Origin of the sequence: Arcobacter roscoffensis (assembly GCF_024267655.1) — a bacterium.
Classification (GTDB): domain Bacteria; phylum Campylobacterota; class Campylobacteria; order Campylobacterales; family Arcobacteraceae; genus Arcobacter_B; species Arcobacter_B roscoffensis.
The window spans coordinates 1,849,218-1,865,928 of the sequence record NZ_CP100595.1 but is presented as its reverse complement, the minus strand read 5'-3'; the positions used below and the strand labels follow the sequence as shown (position 1 = coordinate 1,865,928).

Annotated in this window: 15 protein-coding genes; 11 read left to right on the top strand and 4 right to left on the bottom strand. The window is 26.9% G+C overall.

Going from position 1 to position 16,711, the window contains the following annotated elements; all coding sequences use genetic code 11:
- Positions 1–50 precede the first annotated feature (50 nt).
- The 7 genes from NJU99_RS08720 to NJU99_RS08690 all read left to right on the top strand — a co-directional run bounded on the left by NJU99_RS08720 (position 51) and on the right by NJU99_RS08690 (position 7,684).
- The gene (locus NJU99_RS08720; RefSeq protein WP_254575531.1) at positions 51–1,001 is read left to right on the top strand and encodes a YbgA family protein; all 951 of its coding nucleotides are present in this window, start codon (positions 51–53) and stop codon (positions 999–1,001) included.
- Positions 1,001–2,347, top strand: a complete 1,347-nt coding sequence (locus tag NJU99_RS08715) for a cryptochrome/photolyase family protein (protein ID WP_254575530.1) — start codon at positions 1,001–1,003, stop codon at positions 2,345–2,347. The genes NJU99_RS08720 and NJU99_RS08715 overlap by 1 nt, the downstream gene beginning before the upstream one ends.
- A complete protein-coding gene (locus tag NJU99_RS08710) occupies positions 2,334–3,755 on the top strand; it encodes a phytoene desaturase family protein (RefSeq protein WP_254575529.1) in 1,422 nt (473 codons plus the stop codon). Before NJU99_RS08715 ends, NJU99_RS08710 begins: the two co-directional genes overlap by 14 nt.
- Complete coding sequence (locus NJU99_RS08705; RefSeq protein ID WP_254575528.1) at positions 3,742–4,743, top strand: sensor histidine kinase; 1,002 nt, start codon at positions 3,742–3,744, stop codon at positions 4,741–4,743. Before NJU99_RS08710 ends, NJU99_RS08705 begins: the two co-directional genes overlap by 14 nt.
- Positions 4,724–5,440, top strand: coding sequence for a LytR/AlgR family response regulator transcription factor (locus NJU99_RS08700; protein ID WP_254575527.1), 717 nt, complete (start codon positions 4,724–4,726; stop codon positions 5,438–5,440). The genes NJU99_RS08705 and NJU99_RS08700 overlap by 20 nt, the downstream gene beginning before the upstream one ends.
- Before the next feature lie 67 nt (positions 5,441–5,507).
- Positions 5,508–5,966 (top strand): SRPBCC family protein, encoded by a 459-nt coding sequence (locus NJU99_RS08695; protein WP_254575526.1) that lies wholly within the window; start codon positions 5,508–5,510, stop codon positions 5,964–5,966.
- A 95-nt stretch (positions 5,967–6,061) separates the two neighbouring features.
- On the top strand, positions 6,062–7,684 hold the full coding sequence (locus NJU99_RS08690) for a GGDEF domain-containing response regulator (RefSeq protein ID WP_254575525.1): 1,623 nt from the start codon (positions 6,062–6,064) through the stop codon (positions 7,682–7,684).
- 13 nt (positions 7,685–7,697) lie between these two features.
- On the opposite strand, the gene NJU99_RS08685 is transcribed toward NJU99_RS08690, so the two are convergent.
- From NJU99_RS08685 to NJU99_RS08675, 3 genes are all read right to left on the bottom strand, one after another.
- Complete coding sequence (locus NJU99_RS08685; protein WP_254575524.1) at positions 7,698–9,641, bottom strand: sensor histidine kinase; 1,944 nt, start codon at positions 9,639–9,641, stop codon at positions 7,698–7,700.
- Positions 9,642–9,809: 168 nt separating this feature from the next.
- Positions 9,810–10,085: an HU family DNA-binding protein gene (locus NJU99_RS08680; protein WP_254575523.1), complete on the bottom strand. Its 276-nt coding sequence runs from the start codon at positions 10,083–10,085 to the stop codon at positions 9,810–9,812.
- Between the two features lie 123 nt (positions 10,086–10,208).
- Positions 10,209–10,787, bottom strand: coding sequence for a class II aldolase and adducin N-terminal domain-containing protein (locus NJU99_RS08675; protein ID WP_254575522.1), 579 nt, complete (start codon positions 10,785–10,787; stop codon positions 10,209–10,211).
- Between the two features lie 61 nt (positions 10,788–10,848).
- On the opposite strand from NJU99_RS08675, the gene rsmH reads away from it, so the two are divergent.
- From rsmH to NJU99_RS08655, 4 genes are read left to right on the top strand one after another with little or no spacing between them, the layout of a single operon-like run.
- Positions 10,849–11,751: a 16S rRNA (cytosine(1402)-N(4))-methyltransferase RsmH gene (gene rsmH / locus NJU99_RS08670; protein ID WP_254575521.1), complete on the top strand. Its 903-nt coding sequence runs from the start codon at positions 10,849–10,851 to the stop codon at positions 11,749–11,751.
- Positions 11,744–12,004 carry a hypothetical protein gene (locus NJU99_RS08665; RefSeq protein ID WP_254575520.1) on the top strand — a complete coding sequence of 87 codons (261 nt, stop codon included), beginning with the start codon at positions 11,744–11,746 and terminating at the stop codon, positions 12,002–12,004. The genes rsmH and NJU99_RS08665 overlap by 8 nt, the downstream gene beginning before the upstream one ends.
- Entirely contained in the window at positions 11,994–15,083 is a 3,090-nt protein-coding gene (locus NJU99_RS08660) for an efflux RND transporter permease subunit (RefSeq protein ID WP_254575519.1), read from the top strand. The genes NJU99_RS08665 and NJU99_RS08660 overlap by 11 nt, the downstream gene beginning before the upstream one ends.
- Positions 15,073–15,843, top strand: a complete 771-nt coding sequence (locus NJU99_RS08655; protein WP_254575518.1) for a hypothetical protein — start codon at positions 15,073–15,075, stop codon at positions 15,841–15,843. Before NJU99_RS08660 ends, NJU99_RS08655 begins: the two co-directional genes overlap by 11 nt.
- Here the strand turns inward: NJU99_RS08655 and sigJ are convergent.
- Positions 15,817–16,704 carry an RNA polymerase sigma factor SigJ gene (gene sigJ / locus NJU99_RS08650; RefSeq protein WP_254575517.1) on the bottom strand — a complete coding sequence of 296 codons (888 nt, stop codon included), beginning with the start codon at positions 16,702–16,704 and terminating at the stop codon, positions 15,817–15,819. The two genes, NJU99_RS08655 and sigJ, sit on opposite strands and share 27 nt — an antisense overlap.
- Between the last annotated feature and the right edge of the window lie 7 nt (positions 16,705–16,711).

Below are 16,711 nucleotides of genomic sequence, written 5' to 3'. Positions count from 1 at the left end.
TATTAATTGATTCTTTTTTATTATAAAATAAAGAAAAAAAAGGATTTATTATGAAACTAGGAGTGTCAGCTTGTTTAATGGGGAGCATGTGTAGATATGATGGGACAAATTCTAAAGATGGTTTTATAGTAAATACCTTAGGTAATTATTTTGATTTTGAGCCATACTGTCCTGAAGCAGAAGTATTTGGAACACCAAGACCAACAATAAGGTTAGTTGAAAGAGACAATGATATAAGAGTTGTAACGACTTATGATAAAGTTGATTTAACAGATACCTTGGATGAATCATGTGAAAAAAATGCAAACAGAATTGAAAATGATTATTTATGTGGATTTATTTTAAAAGCAAGTTCACCTACATGTGGAATGGAAAGAGTAAAGGTTTATAAAGAAATAAATGCCCCAAGTGAGAAAAAAGGTGTTGGAAGATTTGCTGCTTTAATAAAAGAAAAGTACCCATACCTTCCAGTAGAAGAAGAGGGAAGACTTAAAGATGCTTGGCTTAGAGAAAACTTTTTAATGCAAATATTTGCATATAGAAACTTGCATGAGTTTATAGATAGTAAACCTACTTTTAAAGATTTAGTACAGTTTCACACTGATTATAAATATCTTATTTATTCAAAATCAACAGAAGCCTATAAAGAACTTGGAAATATAGTTGCAAATCATGATAAAAAAGATGTTGAGGATATTTTAGAAGATTATAAATTAGCTTTTTTAAAAGCTATAAATGAAAAAGGGAATATTAAAAAAACATATAATGTACTTTTACATATTTTTGGATATTTCAAAAAACTTATTTCTAAAGAAGAAAAAGAAGAGATTTTAGAATCTATTGAAGATTATAAATCTAAACTTATTCCTTTAATTGCTGTAATTAAAATCATAAATGTATATACAAGAAGATTTGATGTGCAGTACTTAAAAACACAAAAATTCTTAAACCCATATCCAAAAGAGTTAGCTTTAAGATCTGATGTTAAGGCTTATAAATAATGAAACAGATTTTATGGTTTAGAAGAGACCTTAGAGTTACAAATAGTGCATTGCTTAGTAAAGCAAAAGATGAAGTAATGCCTATTTTTATCTTTGATACTGATATTTTAAACTCACTTGATAAAGAAGATAAAAGAGTGAGTTTTATTTATAAATCAGTGCTTAGCTTAAAAAAACAGTTAAAAGCTTTGGGATTGGATTTAGCTATTTTTTATGGAAAACCAATAGAGATTTTCTCAAAGCTTAAACCCTTAGGTTTTGATGAGATTTTATGTTCATGTGATTTTGATGATTATGCAAAAAAAAGAGATGAACAAGTTGATAAAATCATTACACTTAGAAGATATAGTGATTCATATATTATTAAACCTTGGAATGCTTTAAAAAAAGATGGAACACCCTATAAGGTATTTACACCTTTTTATAAAAACCTTTCATTTATTTGGGAAAGTGATGCCCTAGAAGAGTTTGAAGTAAATAAAGATTTAAAATTAATAACTTATGATTATGAACAAGTAGCAAGTTTAGAGAGTATGGGCTTTGATGAGGTGGAACTTCCTTCTTTTTTAAATAAAACTGCCCATGAATTAATAGAGGAGTTCTCTTCTAAAATTGAAGATTATGAAGAGCAAAGGGATATTTTTTATAAAAGTGCTACTTCATCTTTAGCTGTTCATTTAAGGTTTGGACTTATCTCTTCTGTAGAGGTTTTTAATAAAATTAAAAAATTAAAAGGTGCAAATATTGAGTTTTTTATAAGAGAGCTTTTTTGGAGAGAGTTTTATAACTATATACTTTTTCATTTTCCAAAAAGTGAATTTGAGAATTTCAATGGTCTAGAAGTTTCATGGAACCAAAATGAAGAGGATTTTGAGAGATGGTGTGAAGGTAAAACAGGAGTTCCCTTAATAGACGCAGCAATGATTCACTTTAATAAAACAGGAACAATGCATAATAGATTAAGAATGATAGTATCTTCATTTTTAACAAAAAATCTACTAATTGATTGGAAAAAGGGTGAGAGATATTTTGCTTCTAAACTTTTAGATTATGATGCAAGTTCAAACATAGGTTCATGGCAATGGGCAGCTAGTACTGGTGCTGATAGTGTCCCTTATTTTAGGATTTTCAATCCATATACACAAAGTGCTAAGTTTGATAAAGAAGGTTTATTTATCAAAAGTGTAATTCCAGAACTTAAAGATGTAGACCCAAAACTATTTCATAAAGAAGGTGCACTCGCAAATAGTTTGTTTGTAGATTATATAAAGCCTATAGTATCAATTGAGCTTTCAAGAAAAAGAGCATTAGAGGCTTTTAAAGGAGCTAAAAATGAAAAAGCTTGATATAGCTGTTGTTGGTTCAGGAATAGGGGGGAGTTTAATAGCTTCTCTTAATAGTAAGAAAAATCTAGTACTTTTTGAAAGAGATAAAAATCTTGGAGGTTGTGCAAGTACTTTTAAAAGGTTTGGAAGTTATTTCAATGCAGGTGCTACAACTTTTGTTGGATATGAACAAAACCATCCTATAAAAGAGATTTTTGATGAGATAGATTTTAAGCCTGATTTACTAAAAAGCCAAGTTGCAATTAGAACTATTCAAAATAAAAAAGTTTTAGATAGAACAAAAGACTTCGATAAGTTTTTAGAAGATATAAATGAAGTGTATCCAAATAAAAATAATGAGATTTTTTGGAAAACACTAAAACAAATAGATGAGAAGTTTTGGAACTTAAAAAAACTATACTTTGCAAAATATAGTCTAAAAGCTTATATTAAAAGTGCTGTTTTTGTAGCTGAGCTTTTAAAAGAGTTTAAATTTGATATATTTAAAAGTGCAAAAGGGTTTATAGCTTCAACTTTAGGAGATATAAGTCATGAATACCAAAACTTTATAGATGCTCAACTTTTTATTACCGTTCAAACAACTTCTAAAAACATTCCTTTATTATCAATGGCACTGGGTCTTTCGTATCCTTTTCATGATGTTTATTATGTAAATAATGGAATGGGACATATTTTTGATGGAATATTAAAAAATGTAGATACTCACAACAAAGAAGAAGTTTTAAAAATAATCAAAAAAGAAAATGAGTATTTAATCAAAACAAATAAAGATGAATATTTAAGTAAAAATGTCATTTTAAACTCTACAGTTTTTGATAGCAGTTCTTTATTTGAAGATGAGAAAATAAAAAAATATTATAGTTCATTTAAATTCAATGACCAAAGTGCATTTGTTGTTTATCTAAAACTTGATATAAAGCCAGAGCTTATTCATCACTATCAAATTGTTTTAAATAAAAATATACCCAATTGTATTTCAAACTCATTTTTTGTATCATTTTCTGATGTAAATGACGAAGTATTAAGCTCTAAAGGTTTAAGCATAACTATCTCAACTCATACAAAAGCAAATTTTTGGAAAGCTTTAACTACAAGTGAGTATGAAAATAAAAAAATAGAAACAATGAACTATATTATAGAAGAATTTTTAAATAATTTTGATAATATAGGTAAAGATAATATTAAAACAGCTTTTAGTGCAACATCTACTACATTTAACAGTTATATAAATAGATTTAATTGTGGCGGCAGTGCTATTAGTATAAAAAATGCTTTAAGTTTACCATCATGTAAAACTCCTTTTAAAGGACTATATAATGTAGGTGATACAGTTTTTGCAGGTCAGGGATGGCCAGGTGTTGCTTTAGGTGTTAAGGTATTAAATAAGGAGTTAAATGAAGAGTTTTGAACTTAAAGTTTCTTTTCAAGATTGGATTTATATAATAATCATTGCTGCATTTTTCGGTTTTTTAATCTCTTTGGTTTTTTACTTTTTAAATGAAGATTTACAAAGATTTTCTACTATTACTTTTAGTACAGCAAGTGCAATAATAATATCTGTTTTTGCTTCTATTTTAATCACAATATCAAATAACTTTATTTTACCAAAGGTAAATAAACAATTTTGGTACATAATTAGTTTTGCTTTTTCTTTTTTATCAGGAGCTATAGGTTTTCTTTTTTCTTACTCATTTTTTTCTAACTTTGATATAAAAATAATTGATTTTATACAACCATATGCAACATATATTGGTATCACTATTGGGTTTTTAACTTTTCTTATTGGATTGATTTTGCATCAGTTTATCTCTATGAAATATAAAAATGAGTCAATTAAAAGTGAGATTTTAGAGACAAAATTAAAAGCTTTAGAGAGTGAACTTAATCCTCATTTTTTATTTAATGCTTTAAACTCTATTAGTGAACTGATTTACATAGACAAGAAAAAAGCTGAACAATCAGTGATAAATGTATCTAAGTTTTTAAGAAATGCAATTTATACGGAGAGTTTAATTAGTTGTGAAAATGAATTGGAAATGGTAAAAACTTATGTTAATATTGAAAATACTAGGTTTGAAGATAAGATAAAACTTTTTATTAGTTCAAATAATGCTTGTTTAAAAAAATATGTTCCAAAGTTTTCAATTCAGTTGCTTGTTGAAAATGCAATCAAACATGGTTATAGAGGTATTGATTTAAATCTATTTATTGAAATAAAACAAGATAGAATTGAAGTAAGTAATGATGGTAAAGTAAGTGAAAGTGTAAATTATGGTACAGGTCTTAAGAATCTTGATAAAAGATTACAACTACTAGAAATAGGTAGTTTAGACTATGAGATAGAAGATAAAATGAAGTTTATAATAAGGTTGAAGAATGAAAATACTGATAGTTGATGACGAAAACTTAGCAATAAGTAGATTAAAAAGATTATTAAATGATGAGGGCTTAGAAGATATTACTACTTTTACAGATCCTCATGAAGCTCTAAAACAGTGTACAAAAACTAAATATGATGCAGTTTTTTTAGATATTTCAATGCCTGAAATTACAGGATTAGAACTTGCAAATAGAATACTAGAGTTAGAACCAAAAACATTTGTAGTATTTCAAACAGCCTATGATGAATATGCACTAGAAGCATATAAAAATGGTGGAATGGGATATTTGTTAAAACCAATTGATACAGACTCTTTAAAAGAAGTATTAAAAAAAATAGAAACTTATATTCAAACAACAACTGAAAAGCTTGAAGAAAAAAAGATTATTGCTAAAAGAGGGGATAAAATATATTTAATTGATTTAGATGATATATATTATATTAGAGCAGATTTAGATGAAGTTATAATCAAAATAAAAGAAACAGATGCTTATGTAAGAAAAAAAATTGGAGACTTAGAAAAGCTTTTATCAAATAAAAACTTTTTTAGAATTCACAGATCTTATATAGTAAATGTAGATAAAATCAAATCAATGCAAAGTGTAGAGCAATCAAAACTTCAAATCTCTTTTGATGGAATTGATGAAGTTGTAACATCTTCAAAAGATGGTGCAAAAGAGTTTAGAGAGTATTTAGAGCGAAGATTATTATAAGCTAACATTTTTTATATATTAATACTCTGCTTTTATTGTTAAAATTTAAATAAAAAAGGAGGGTATTATGAAAAGATTTGAAAAGAGTACTCTTATTAAGTGTACTGCCGAAGAACTTTTTGATTTTCATACAAATACCAACAACCTAACTAAAATTACACCTCCTGATATAAAAGTAAAACTTTTAACTCCTGATTTTAAAGCCCAAGAAGGTGAAATCTTAAAACTTAAAAGTATTAAAAATTATATTCCAATTAACTGGACCGTAAAAATATCAAAAAGCCAAAGACCATTAAAAATTGTTGATACAGCTTTAAAATCACCATTTAAGTATTGGGAACATCAACATATTTTTATTCAGCATGAAAAATTTACAGAGTTAAAAGATGTAGTAAATTATGAAATGCCATTTGGAATAATTGGTGAGTTTTTAGAACCTTTTGTATACAGTGATTTACTTAAAATGTTTGAGTTTAGACATGAGGTTACAAAAAAGATATTAGAAAACAAAGAAGACATCTCGTAAAATTAAGACATGTAATATACAATAATTTAAAATAAATTTTATATTCACCAAGTTTTTATTAGTTATAATAACTAAAACTAACTTGGGGAATTACAGTGAAGAAAATATTATTAGTAGATAATTCTAAGCTAATTATTAATGTTTTAGAAGAGTTGTTTCTAGAGAAAAATAACTTTGAAATTTACAAAGCAAAAACACTAAATGAAGTAGAACAACTTATTTTATCTAATAACTTTTTTATAGCAATATCAAATCTTGTATTACCTGATGCTTTAAATGGTGAACTATTAGATACTTTTAAAAATGCGAATATCCCTACAATTGTATTAAGTTCAAAAATTGATGATAGTTTTATGAGTAATATAGATAATTTGAATATCATTGATTATGTATCAAAAGACTCTATTCATGGATTGGAAAATGTATATGACTTAGCTGAATTACTTTTATATATAAAAGATACAAAAGTTTTAGTAGTTGAAGATTCAAATGTTGTAGCCCAACAAATTAAAGCAACATTAGAGACATTATTTTTAAAGGTTAAAACTGTTCCAAATGGTGATGAAGCCTTGAATGAACTTAAAAATAATAAAGATATTTCAATGGTTATTAGTGATTATAATATGCCTAAAATGAATGGTTTGGAACTTACAAGAGCAATTAGAAAAGATAAAACTACAAGTTCTTTACCCATCGTGATAATTAGTTCAGATAATAATCCACAGCAAAGAATAAAACTTTTTAAAAATGGGGCAAATGACTATTTGAATAAACCAATTTTAGAAGAAGAATTAAAATCTAAAGTTTTAGATACTTTTTCAAATATAAAAAAAATAGAAGATATTCAAAGCTTTAATAAAATATTTGATGAAAATATTATTACTTCTTCAACAGATATAAAAGGGAATATTCAAACAGTATCAAAAGCCTTTTGTAAAATATCAGGATATGAAAAAGAAGAATTAATAGGAAAGAGTCATAATATTGTAAGACATCCAGATATGCCAAAATGTTTATACGAAGAGTTGTGGAATACAATAACAAAGGGACAAACTTGGAAAGGTGAGATAAAAAACCTTAAAAAAGATGGAACTTACTATTGGGTAAAAGCAGTAATTGAACCTAAATTTAATAGAAATGGAGATATTACAGGCTATTTTGCTATTAGAGAAGATATAAGTGATAAAAAAAGAATTTACGAACTTTCAATTACAGATGGTTTAACTTCCTTATATAATAGAAGATATTTTAATGATACAGCACATAATTTTATTTTAGAGAGTGTAAGAAATAACAATACTTTTGCTTTTATTTTACTTGATATAGATAACTTCAAAAAATATAATGATACTTATGGTCATCAAGATGGAGATGATGTTTTAATAAAAGTTGCAAATAGTCTAAAAACTACTTTTAAAAGAGGTGATGACCAAGTGTTTAGATTAGGTGGTGAAGAGTTTGGGGTTTTAATTAGCTCGAAAACAAAACTTAATATTATGGACTTAGTTGAAGAGGCTAGGCTAAATATAGAAAAATTAAATATCAAACATGAGAAAAACACACCATTAAGTGTAGTTACTGCTTCATTTGGAACACTTATAATCTCTTTAGGCAATAATGAAAATATTAAAGTTGAGGATATTTATAAAAAAGCTGATGAGCAACTATATAAAGCAAAAGAAAATGGTAGAAATAAAATAGAATACTTAGAACTTTAGTTCTTAGTATTCTTTAAACAAGGGGTAGCTTTATTTGGAAACAAGCTCCTTTTAAATTATAGTCCTTATATTCAAGTGTTGTATTGTAAGCGGTGATTTCGCCTTGCAAACTATTTTGAATAATTTGTCTACTCATGTATAAACCAATACCTGATCCACCTTCTTCTTTTTTTGTTGTGAAATGATTATCAAAGATTTTATCTAGGTTTTCTTCTTTTATTCCTCCACCATTATCAATAAGTTTTATGATAAGGGTATTATTTTCTTTCTTTGCACTTATTTGTAATATTTTTATTCTGTCATTTTTTAGTTTCTCTAATTGTTCTTTTGCATTTTTGATTATATTTATTAGAACTTGTAATAGTTCATTTTCATATGAATATAAATCTATATCTTCAACATCTTTGATTATCTCAATATTATTATTTTTAAATTGTGAATCTATAAGTTTAAATGTTTTATCAAACGAATGCTCAATTTTAAAATGACTTAAGGATTTGTTTGGATTAAAGAAATTTCTAAAGTCATCAATTGTTTCACTTAAATTCTGCACAGAGTTATCAATATTTTCAATAGCTTCATCAAGTTGTTTTTCAGAGAAGTTCTTATACTCTTTATTTAGTTTTAACATACCATTTGAAGTACTTATCAAACTTAAAGGCTGTTTCCATTGATGGGCAATATTTCCTATCATCTCACCCATTGTTGCCATTTTTGATTGTTGAATTAATAAGTTCTCTTTTTCAATTAATTTGCTAGTTTGATCTCTTATATCTTTTTCATAGTTTTCAAACATGATTGATAGCTTTTTACTTATATAAAAAGAAAGTAGAATAAAAAGAAGAGTTAAAATTATACTAAAAAAAATGATTTGCTCTATAGACTTTTTATTTGAGAAAATTAAGTCTTTTTTAATTTGACTAACATTCTGCTCAAGTTTATCAAGATAAAAGCCTGTACCTATAACCCAGTTCCAATCTTCAAACTCTTTTATAAATGAGACTTTCTTACTGTTTTTCATATTATTTGTACTTGGATTTATAGTTGCTTGATACTCATAAAAACCTTCGCCTTTTTCTTCTGCTAAGTTTAAAATATCTTTTACAAAGTATTGTCCTTTATCATTTTTTTCATTAATTCTATTTTTACCAATATACTCTTTTTTATAATGAGTAAGACTAACACCTTTTTTATCAAATAAGAAAATATATGAGTTGTCTTCATATCTTATCTTTTGAATATATTCTATAAGTTCTTGTTGAAGCTCTTTTTCAAACTCATCAATATATTCACCTGTACCAATTGCTACATTAAAGGGTTCAAAATATTTATAGAAGCTAATCTTTTCATACGCTTGCTTATCATTTTTATCTTTGTACCAGTAATAAGAATCAAAAGCTTCTGTTTTATTTTTGATTGTATTTATGATTTTTCTAATAAATTTATAACCTTGAGCATCTTCATAATCATAGAAATTTTTTCCTTCAAGTTCTTTATTTAGAGGCTGTAGAAGTTTTACTCCATTTAGATCATCAATAAAAATATATCCTCTACCATTATTGTAAACAATTCCTGATAGGGCATACTTTATTGTATTAAATATATGTCTTTTTGAATGTTCATGTCCATCTAGTCTGTCAAGTAATTCGTTTTCATAAATATTAGTAGCTATTTGATGAGCTTCATAGACTCTATTTTTTATTCTTTGTTTTAAAAGTTTTTCAGAATCAAGTTTTTTATCTTTTATATAGTCATATACTCTTTGTACTTCTTCCTTTACTCTTTTTTTATTTCTTTCTAAGTAATTATTTTCAGCTTTTCTAATCTCTTGATTAAAAAAGTTATTTTTTTGAGTAATTACAATACTTGTAATAGTTATTGAAAGACAAAGTACAAAAAGTAGGGGGCCATATTTAATAATTTTTAATATATTATCTTTTTTTTTGAATTCTGACATTATCTTAGACCTTTTATGATTAAAAAATAATTATAACTAATAAGTACTTTAATATTTATGTTTATAGAAAATTTTATATGAAGATTAAATAAAGAGGAGGATATTTTAGACATTAAAAAAGGACTCATAAAAAATGAGTCCTTTTCCAAGGTATTTATAAGTGATAGATTACTTAGCTACAGCTTCTTTTAAAGCTTTACCAACTTTGAATTTTGCAACAGTAGTAGCTGGAACTTTAACAGTTTTGTCAGTACCAGGAACTTTAGCAGTTCTTTCTGCTCTATCAGCAGTTGTAAATGTACCAAAACCAATGAAACTTACAGATTCTCTTTTTACTAAAGTTTCAGTAATTGTATCTAATACAGCGTCAACTGCACCCTTTGCATCTTTTTTAGATAGACCAGCCTTTGCTGCTACTGCGTCAATAAATTCTGCTTTGTTCATAGAAGAACTCCTTGTTTTTTTATTTAAATTAAGTAAACTTTATAGTATTTAAGCTTTAGAATAGCTAAAACTAGGGGCTTTTGCTATAAAAATAATCAAAAAACAAAGCTATTTTGTGATTTTCTAGTCAAAAGAGGTTTTTATACTTAAAAGACGACAAGAGTTTTCTAGTATTGCTATTTTCTTTACAAGGTCATTTATGTCTCTATCATAGGCGTAAGTTCCTATTCCTTTTATAACCATTAGGTTATGACTACTCTCTTTTAAATACTTAGTTATTTCAAGTGAATTTCTATCATACCAAGTATTATAATCACCTGGGTCATAGATAGGAATCTCTCCAAATTCAGTTTTTCCAAAAAAATCATCAAAAAAGATATGGTCATGTTCAAAAGTATAAGCAGTTGTATAAATTGGCATACCAAAAGCAATATATTTTGCTTCATGGATATTTGAATAAATAGAAGCATGAATATGAGATTCAATACTAGCTATATTCCATCTGTAATCAGGCTTATTTAGATTTAGTTCACAAAAAGATTTATCATTCATTTCATCAAAAATTGCATCTGATGTATTGATTAGAAAGTTCTCTTGGTCAAGTTTTGCAGAGATCGCTCCATGGTAAATACCAAAGAAATTTTTTCTAAACATAGTTAAAGATAAATTCTTAAGTAGCTTAACTGTGTTTTTATCAATCATTTTAAAAAGCCTTAAATATATTTTTGGATATTATATATTAATTTTAATAAGGACTGTTTTAATGCAAATTCCACATATTCCTGTTTTATATAATGAAACACTAGAAGCTTTCAATAATATAGAAGAGGGTTTTATAATAGATTGTACCACTGGATTTGGTGGACATAGTTTTGGTTTATTATCACAAAATGATACTGTAAAGCTTATTTGTAATGATCAAGATGATGAAGCTTTAAATTTTAGTGAAAGAAGACTTGAAGAGTTTTCTTCAAGAGTTACTTTCAATAAAGGAAACTTTGAACATGTATTTGAAAAGTTCAAGGATTATGATATTAGAGGTATTTTAGCTGATATTGGAGTATCATCTCTTCAACTTGATAAACTTGATAGAGGTTTTGGTTTTGAAAGTGAAACTTTAGATATGAGAATGAATCAAGATCAAGCTTTAGATGCATCAACAGTAGTAAACACATACTCTCAAAGTGAACTAGAAAGAGTTTTTAAAGAGTATGGAGAAGTACGAGAGTATAAAAAAGTAGCTTCTTTAATAGTAAATAACAGACCTTTCTCAACATCAAAAGAGTTAGCTGAGTTTCTGTCAAAGAAAATGCACAAGGGTAAAATACACCCTGCAACTCTTCCTTTTCAAGGTATTAGAATAGAAGTAAATGATGAGTTGGGAGTTTTAACAAGACTTTTTGATTCTATTGAAGCTTCAAAACCTAAAAATTGTATTGTGGCTATTATCTCTTTTCACTCACTTGAAGATAGAATTGTAAAAAACTATTTTAAAAAATGGACTAAATCATGTATTTGTCCTCCTGAAGCATTTAGATGTACATGTGGAAATGACCATGCTTTAGGAAAAGTTATTACAAAAAAACCTATTATTCCAACAAAAGAAGAGATAAAGCAAAACCCAAGAAGTAGAAGTTCAAAATTAAGGATTTTTAAATTTGATTAAGCTAAATGCTACTAATTCTTTAATTATTGTATTTACCATATTAATATTTGCGATTACAATTTATTTTCCAAAAATATATCTTAGAAATAATATCTATTATGTAAGTAAGGATGTAAATAAATTATATGCCCATTATATTTCGCTTCAAGAAGAGAATAGGTTTTTATCACAACAACTTGAAGATATGAAATTTAAAAATCAAATTATTGATTCACTACTATTTAACCCATTAAAGTTAGAAAATGATAAGTAGTATTATAGATTTTTCTCTAAGAAAACCAATATTAAACCATTTGTTATTGCTTTTTGTATTTTTATTAGCTTTTTTTGCATATTTTAAAATACCAAAAGAGATATTCCCACCCTCAGCCCTAGAAGCTGTATCTATTAGTGGCTCGTATGTGGGTGCTAGTTCTGAGTTACTTGATAAAATTGCTGTAAGTGATATAGAAGATGAACTTTTAGGTTTAAGTGCAGCAACGAAAATTTCATCAACTATTAAAAATGGTTTTTTTAATATAAAAGTTGATTTAAAAGATGGCGAGAAGCCAGAAGATGTAGTAAATGATGTAAAAGATATAGTTGCAAAAGTAAAACCAAATCTTCCAAGTGATATGGATGAACCAACAGTAAAGACTATGGAACATGCTTTTCCTTTGATTACAGTTGCTGTTTACTCAAAAGATAAAAAAGCTTCAAAAGAGTATTTAATAGATGTTGCAGAGGATGTAAAATCACAAATCATGAAGCTAAAAGATTTATCTGAGGTAAATGTTTTAGGAAAAAGCGATAAAGAGCTTTTGATTACTTTTAATGATGAAAAAATAGAAGCTTATGGATTAAATAAATTATCTGTAATAAGTGCTGTTCAAAATATAAGTACTATTTTTCCAGTAGGTATTGTAAAAGATAAATCTAGACATTACTATTTATCTACTTTTAATGGTTCTAAAAATATACAAGATATAAGAAATACTATTCTAAAAATAGAAGGTAAAAGATTATATTTAAAAGATATAGCAACTATTAAATTCACCCTTGCAGATGTTGCAAATATCTCTCACTATAATGCAAATGAAAACATCGCTATTAGTATTAATAAAGGTTTTGAAGGTGACTCTATTGAGCTTGTAAAACAAATTAAAGAGATTACAAAATCTTATGAGCAAAGATATGAAAATCTTGATTTTGATACTTATATAGATACTTCTATTTGGATTAAAAACAGACTAAATACAGTTGTTTCAAATATCTTATTTGGTTTATGTTTGCTATTTATTGCTCTATTTATTTTTATAAATGTAAGAATTGCTTTAGTTATTGCTATTGGTATTCCCACTTCATTTATGATAGGTCTTATATCAGCTGATTATTTAGGATATAGTTTAAATATGCTTTCACTTTTAGGTGCTTTGATTGCTCTTGGTATGCTTGTAGATGAGGCTATTGTAGTTGGTGAGAATATTTATAGACACTTGGAGATGGGAAAAGATAAGTTTACAGCTGCTAAAGATGGAGCTATTGAGATGTATCCTGCTGTTTTAACAGCAACAGCTACTACTGTATTTGCTTTTTTACCAATACTTCTAATGACAGGTGAAGTTGGCAAGTTTATGCAGATACTTCCTATTATGATTACTATTTTATTGATAAGCTCCCTTGTGGAAGCTTTCTTTTTTTTACCACTTCATGCAAAAGAGCTTTTAAAAGTAAGTAAGGATGAGAGAAAATCTCATAAGGTTTGGGATTTTAACTACAGACTTTATGGGAATATTTTAGACTTTTTATTAAAAGGTAGATTTATAGCTTTATTTTTAATGCTTGGATCTATTATCTTTGCAACAATTTTTATTTTTAAAACACAAAAGTTTGAGTTTATGCCTGCTTTTGATTCAACGCAAGTTTATATAACAGGTTCTGTTGGTGTTGGTAAAAAAATAGAACAAACAGAAGAAGAAGTTTATAAAATAGAGAAAAAAATACTTGAAAATATGGACATGGATAAGACCTTAAGTTCAGTTACTTCAGTTACAGGTATGAAACTAGATGGTAAAAACCAACCACACAATGAAGAGTTTTATTTTCATATATTTGTAAACTTAAATGAAAGAGCACCTGTAAATGTATTTGAAACATATATAAACCCTTATCTTTCTCCAAAATACGATGATACAAATATGATAAGAACTATTGATGCTCAAACTGTTGTAAAACAGTTAAAAGAGGTCTTAAAAGATGATATTAGTTCAAGTAGATTTGATGAATTAAAAGTGTTTGTTCCTCAAGCTGGTATTGTAAAAAATGATGTTGAGATTGCACTATCAGGAGATAATGAAAAGGTTTTAAAAGCAGTAGATTCTTTAAAAAATAGTTTAGGAAATATTCAAGGGGTTTCAAATATAGCAGATGATGCACTTACAGGAAACTATGAACTTAAACTAAAAGTAAACTCTTATGGAAATGAACTAGGAGTTACAGAGCAGAGTATTTTAAATGAGTTAAGACCTTTTTATTTTAAAGGAAGTTACTCAAAAATGTTTGATGATAGGGGAATTGTAGAGATTGTATTTCAAAGTAACTCTAAAGATATTTTAAGTAGTTTAGATAGTTTTGAAGTAACTACTTCAACAAATCAAAAAGTACTTTTAAAAGAAGTTGTAGAGTTCATAAAAATACCTGCATATTCTCAAATCTTTAAAGAAGATAATGCCCAAATTATAAGTGTAACAGCTTCACTTGATAATATCACATCAGCAGAAGTTTTTGAGAAATTAAAAGATGAATTAGCTCTTTTAACAAAGGAAGTAAAACTTGAAATAAAAGGTGAACAACAAGAAAATGAAAAAGTTCAAAAAGAGATGGGACAAGCAGCACTTATAGCTATAATCTTAATTTTTATAGCTTTAGTTTGGATGTTTGATTCAATTATTAAACCTTTTATTATCATAAGTACTATTCCCTTATCAATGCTTGGAGTTTTAATAGGACATATTGTGATGGATATAAACCTTACGATGCCTAGTATGATTGGTATGGTTGGGCTTGCTGGAGTTATTGTAAATGATGGTATTATTATGATGGACTTTATTAAAAAAGCAAAAACACTACCTGAGTTAGAAATGTATGCAAAAATGAGACTAAGACCTATTTTATTAACTTCTGTTACAACAATCTTAGGATTAAGTAGTCTTATTTTCTTTGCTTCTGGACAGGCTTTAATCCTTCAGCCAATGGCAGTTGCTTTAGGTTTTGGTATTTTATGGGCTACTATTCTTAATCTTTATTATGTACCTATGGTTTATAGGCTTATATATCTAAGAAATGCAAAATAGATATAGTGGTGATGTAGGTGATTTTGGAAAATTTCACCTACTTAGGTTTTTACTAAACAATCAAGAGTATAATCTATCTCAGATTTGGTATATGTATCCAGATGAATCTCACAATAATGATGGTCTATATATAAACTATTTTGAAAAAGTAAAAGAGTTTGATTTAGAACTTGAAGAAAAACTTTTAGAAATCACTCAAACAAACAGATGTGTAAAAGCTTTGGAAGAAGCAAAGCTTGTAAAAAATACAAAATACTTTTCTTTATATGTAAATGAAAATGCAAAAGATGATTTAGTTTATAGAAAAATTTGGTTTCAAAAAGCTTTAAAGTTTAGTGAAAACAGTGATTTTATCGCTGTTGATCCAGATAATGGAGTAGCTACAAAACTAATCAAAAAAGATGAAACAAAAGATATAAAAATTCAAAGCTTTGAAGACTTTAAAAGAAAAAGCAAAGCTGGAAAATATATCTTTGATGAAGAGATTAAACACTTATACAAAAACTGCAAGTGTTTAATAATATATCATCATTTAAACAGAACCATGAGCCATGATAAACAAATAGAGATTTTAAAATCAAAGTTTGAAAAAGAGTATAAAAAAGTGTTTGCTATAAAACATAAGCCATACTCTCCAAGGGTATTTTTCTTTTTATGTAGTTGCGATGAAGTAGCAAGTTTTCTTGAAAAGAGACTAAAAGAGTTTGAAAACTCTTTTAGTATTCATTGGAAGTTATTTGATACTATCAAAGTACTTTAACTTATCAGGATTTCTAAGTGCGAAGATATTTAAAATCATATTATCTTTTATTTCAAAACTGTAAGATGTAATAACTTTTCCATTTTCTTTTAGGATTACGCCTAAAGAACCATTGAACCAAATAGTGCTAATTTCTACATCATTTTTATTTGAAGCCTCAAATAGATGTTTTGTAACTTTTACTAAGAACTTACTAATATAGTCATTATCACCATATAAAACTTTTCTTGCTGCTATTGCTTTTCCTCCACCATCAGAATATAAGCTAACTTCTTCTTTAAACATATTTCTCAGCTCTTCAAAATCTCCTTCTTTCAAAGCTTTTAAAAATGAGTTTGTAAGTTTTATATGTTCTTCTTTTGTAGGAGTATACTTCTTCTTTTTAGTTTGTAGTTTTTTATTTGCTCTGGAGTTTAACTGTCTACTATTTTGAGTAGAAGTTTGTAGAATATCGGCTATTTCTTTGTGTTTAAATTCAAATAAATCATGTAAAATATAAGCAATTCTCTCTTTTATAGATAGCTTTTCCATCAAAACTAAAAGCGCCATAGATAGACTTTCATCAAGCTCCATTTCATTGTTTTGATGAGCTTTTTCTTCTATATATGGTTCTGGAAGCCAAGTTCCTATATATACTTCTCTTTTGCTTTTAGCACTTCTTAAAAAATCCAAGGCTAAATTAGTAGCAACTTTAAACAACCAAGCTTTTGTGTTTTCTATTTCATCATGTTTTTTACTAATAAAGCGAATAATTGTTTCTTGAACAATATCCTTAGCCTCTTCTTGTGAGCCTATTATTTTATATACATATGAAATAAGAGAGTTCCTATACTCTTGTGTTTGTGCTACTAATTCATTCATGATATAT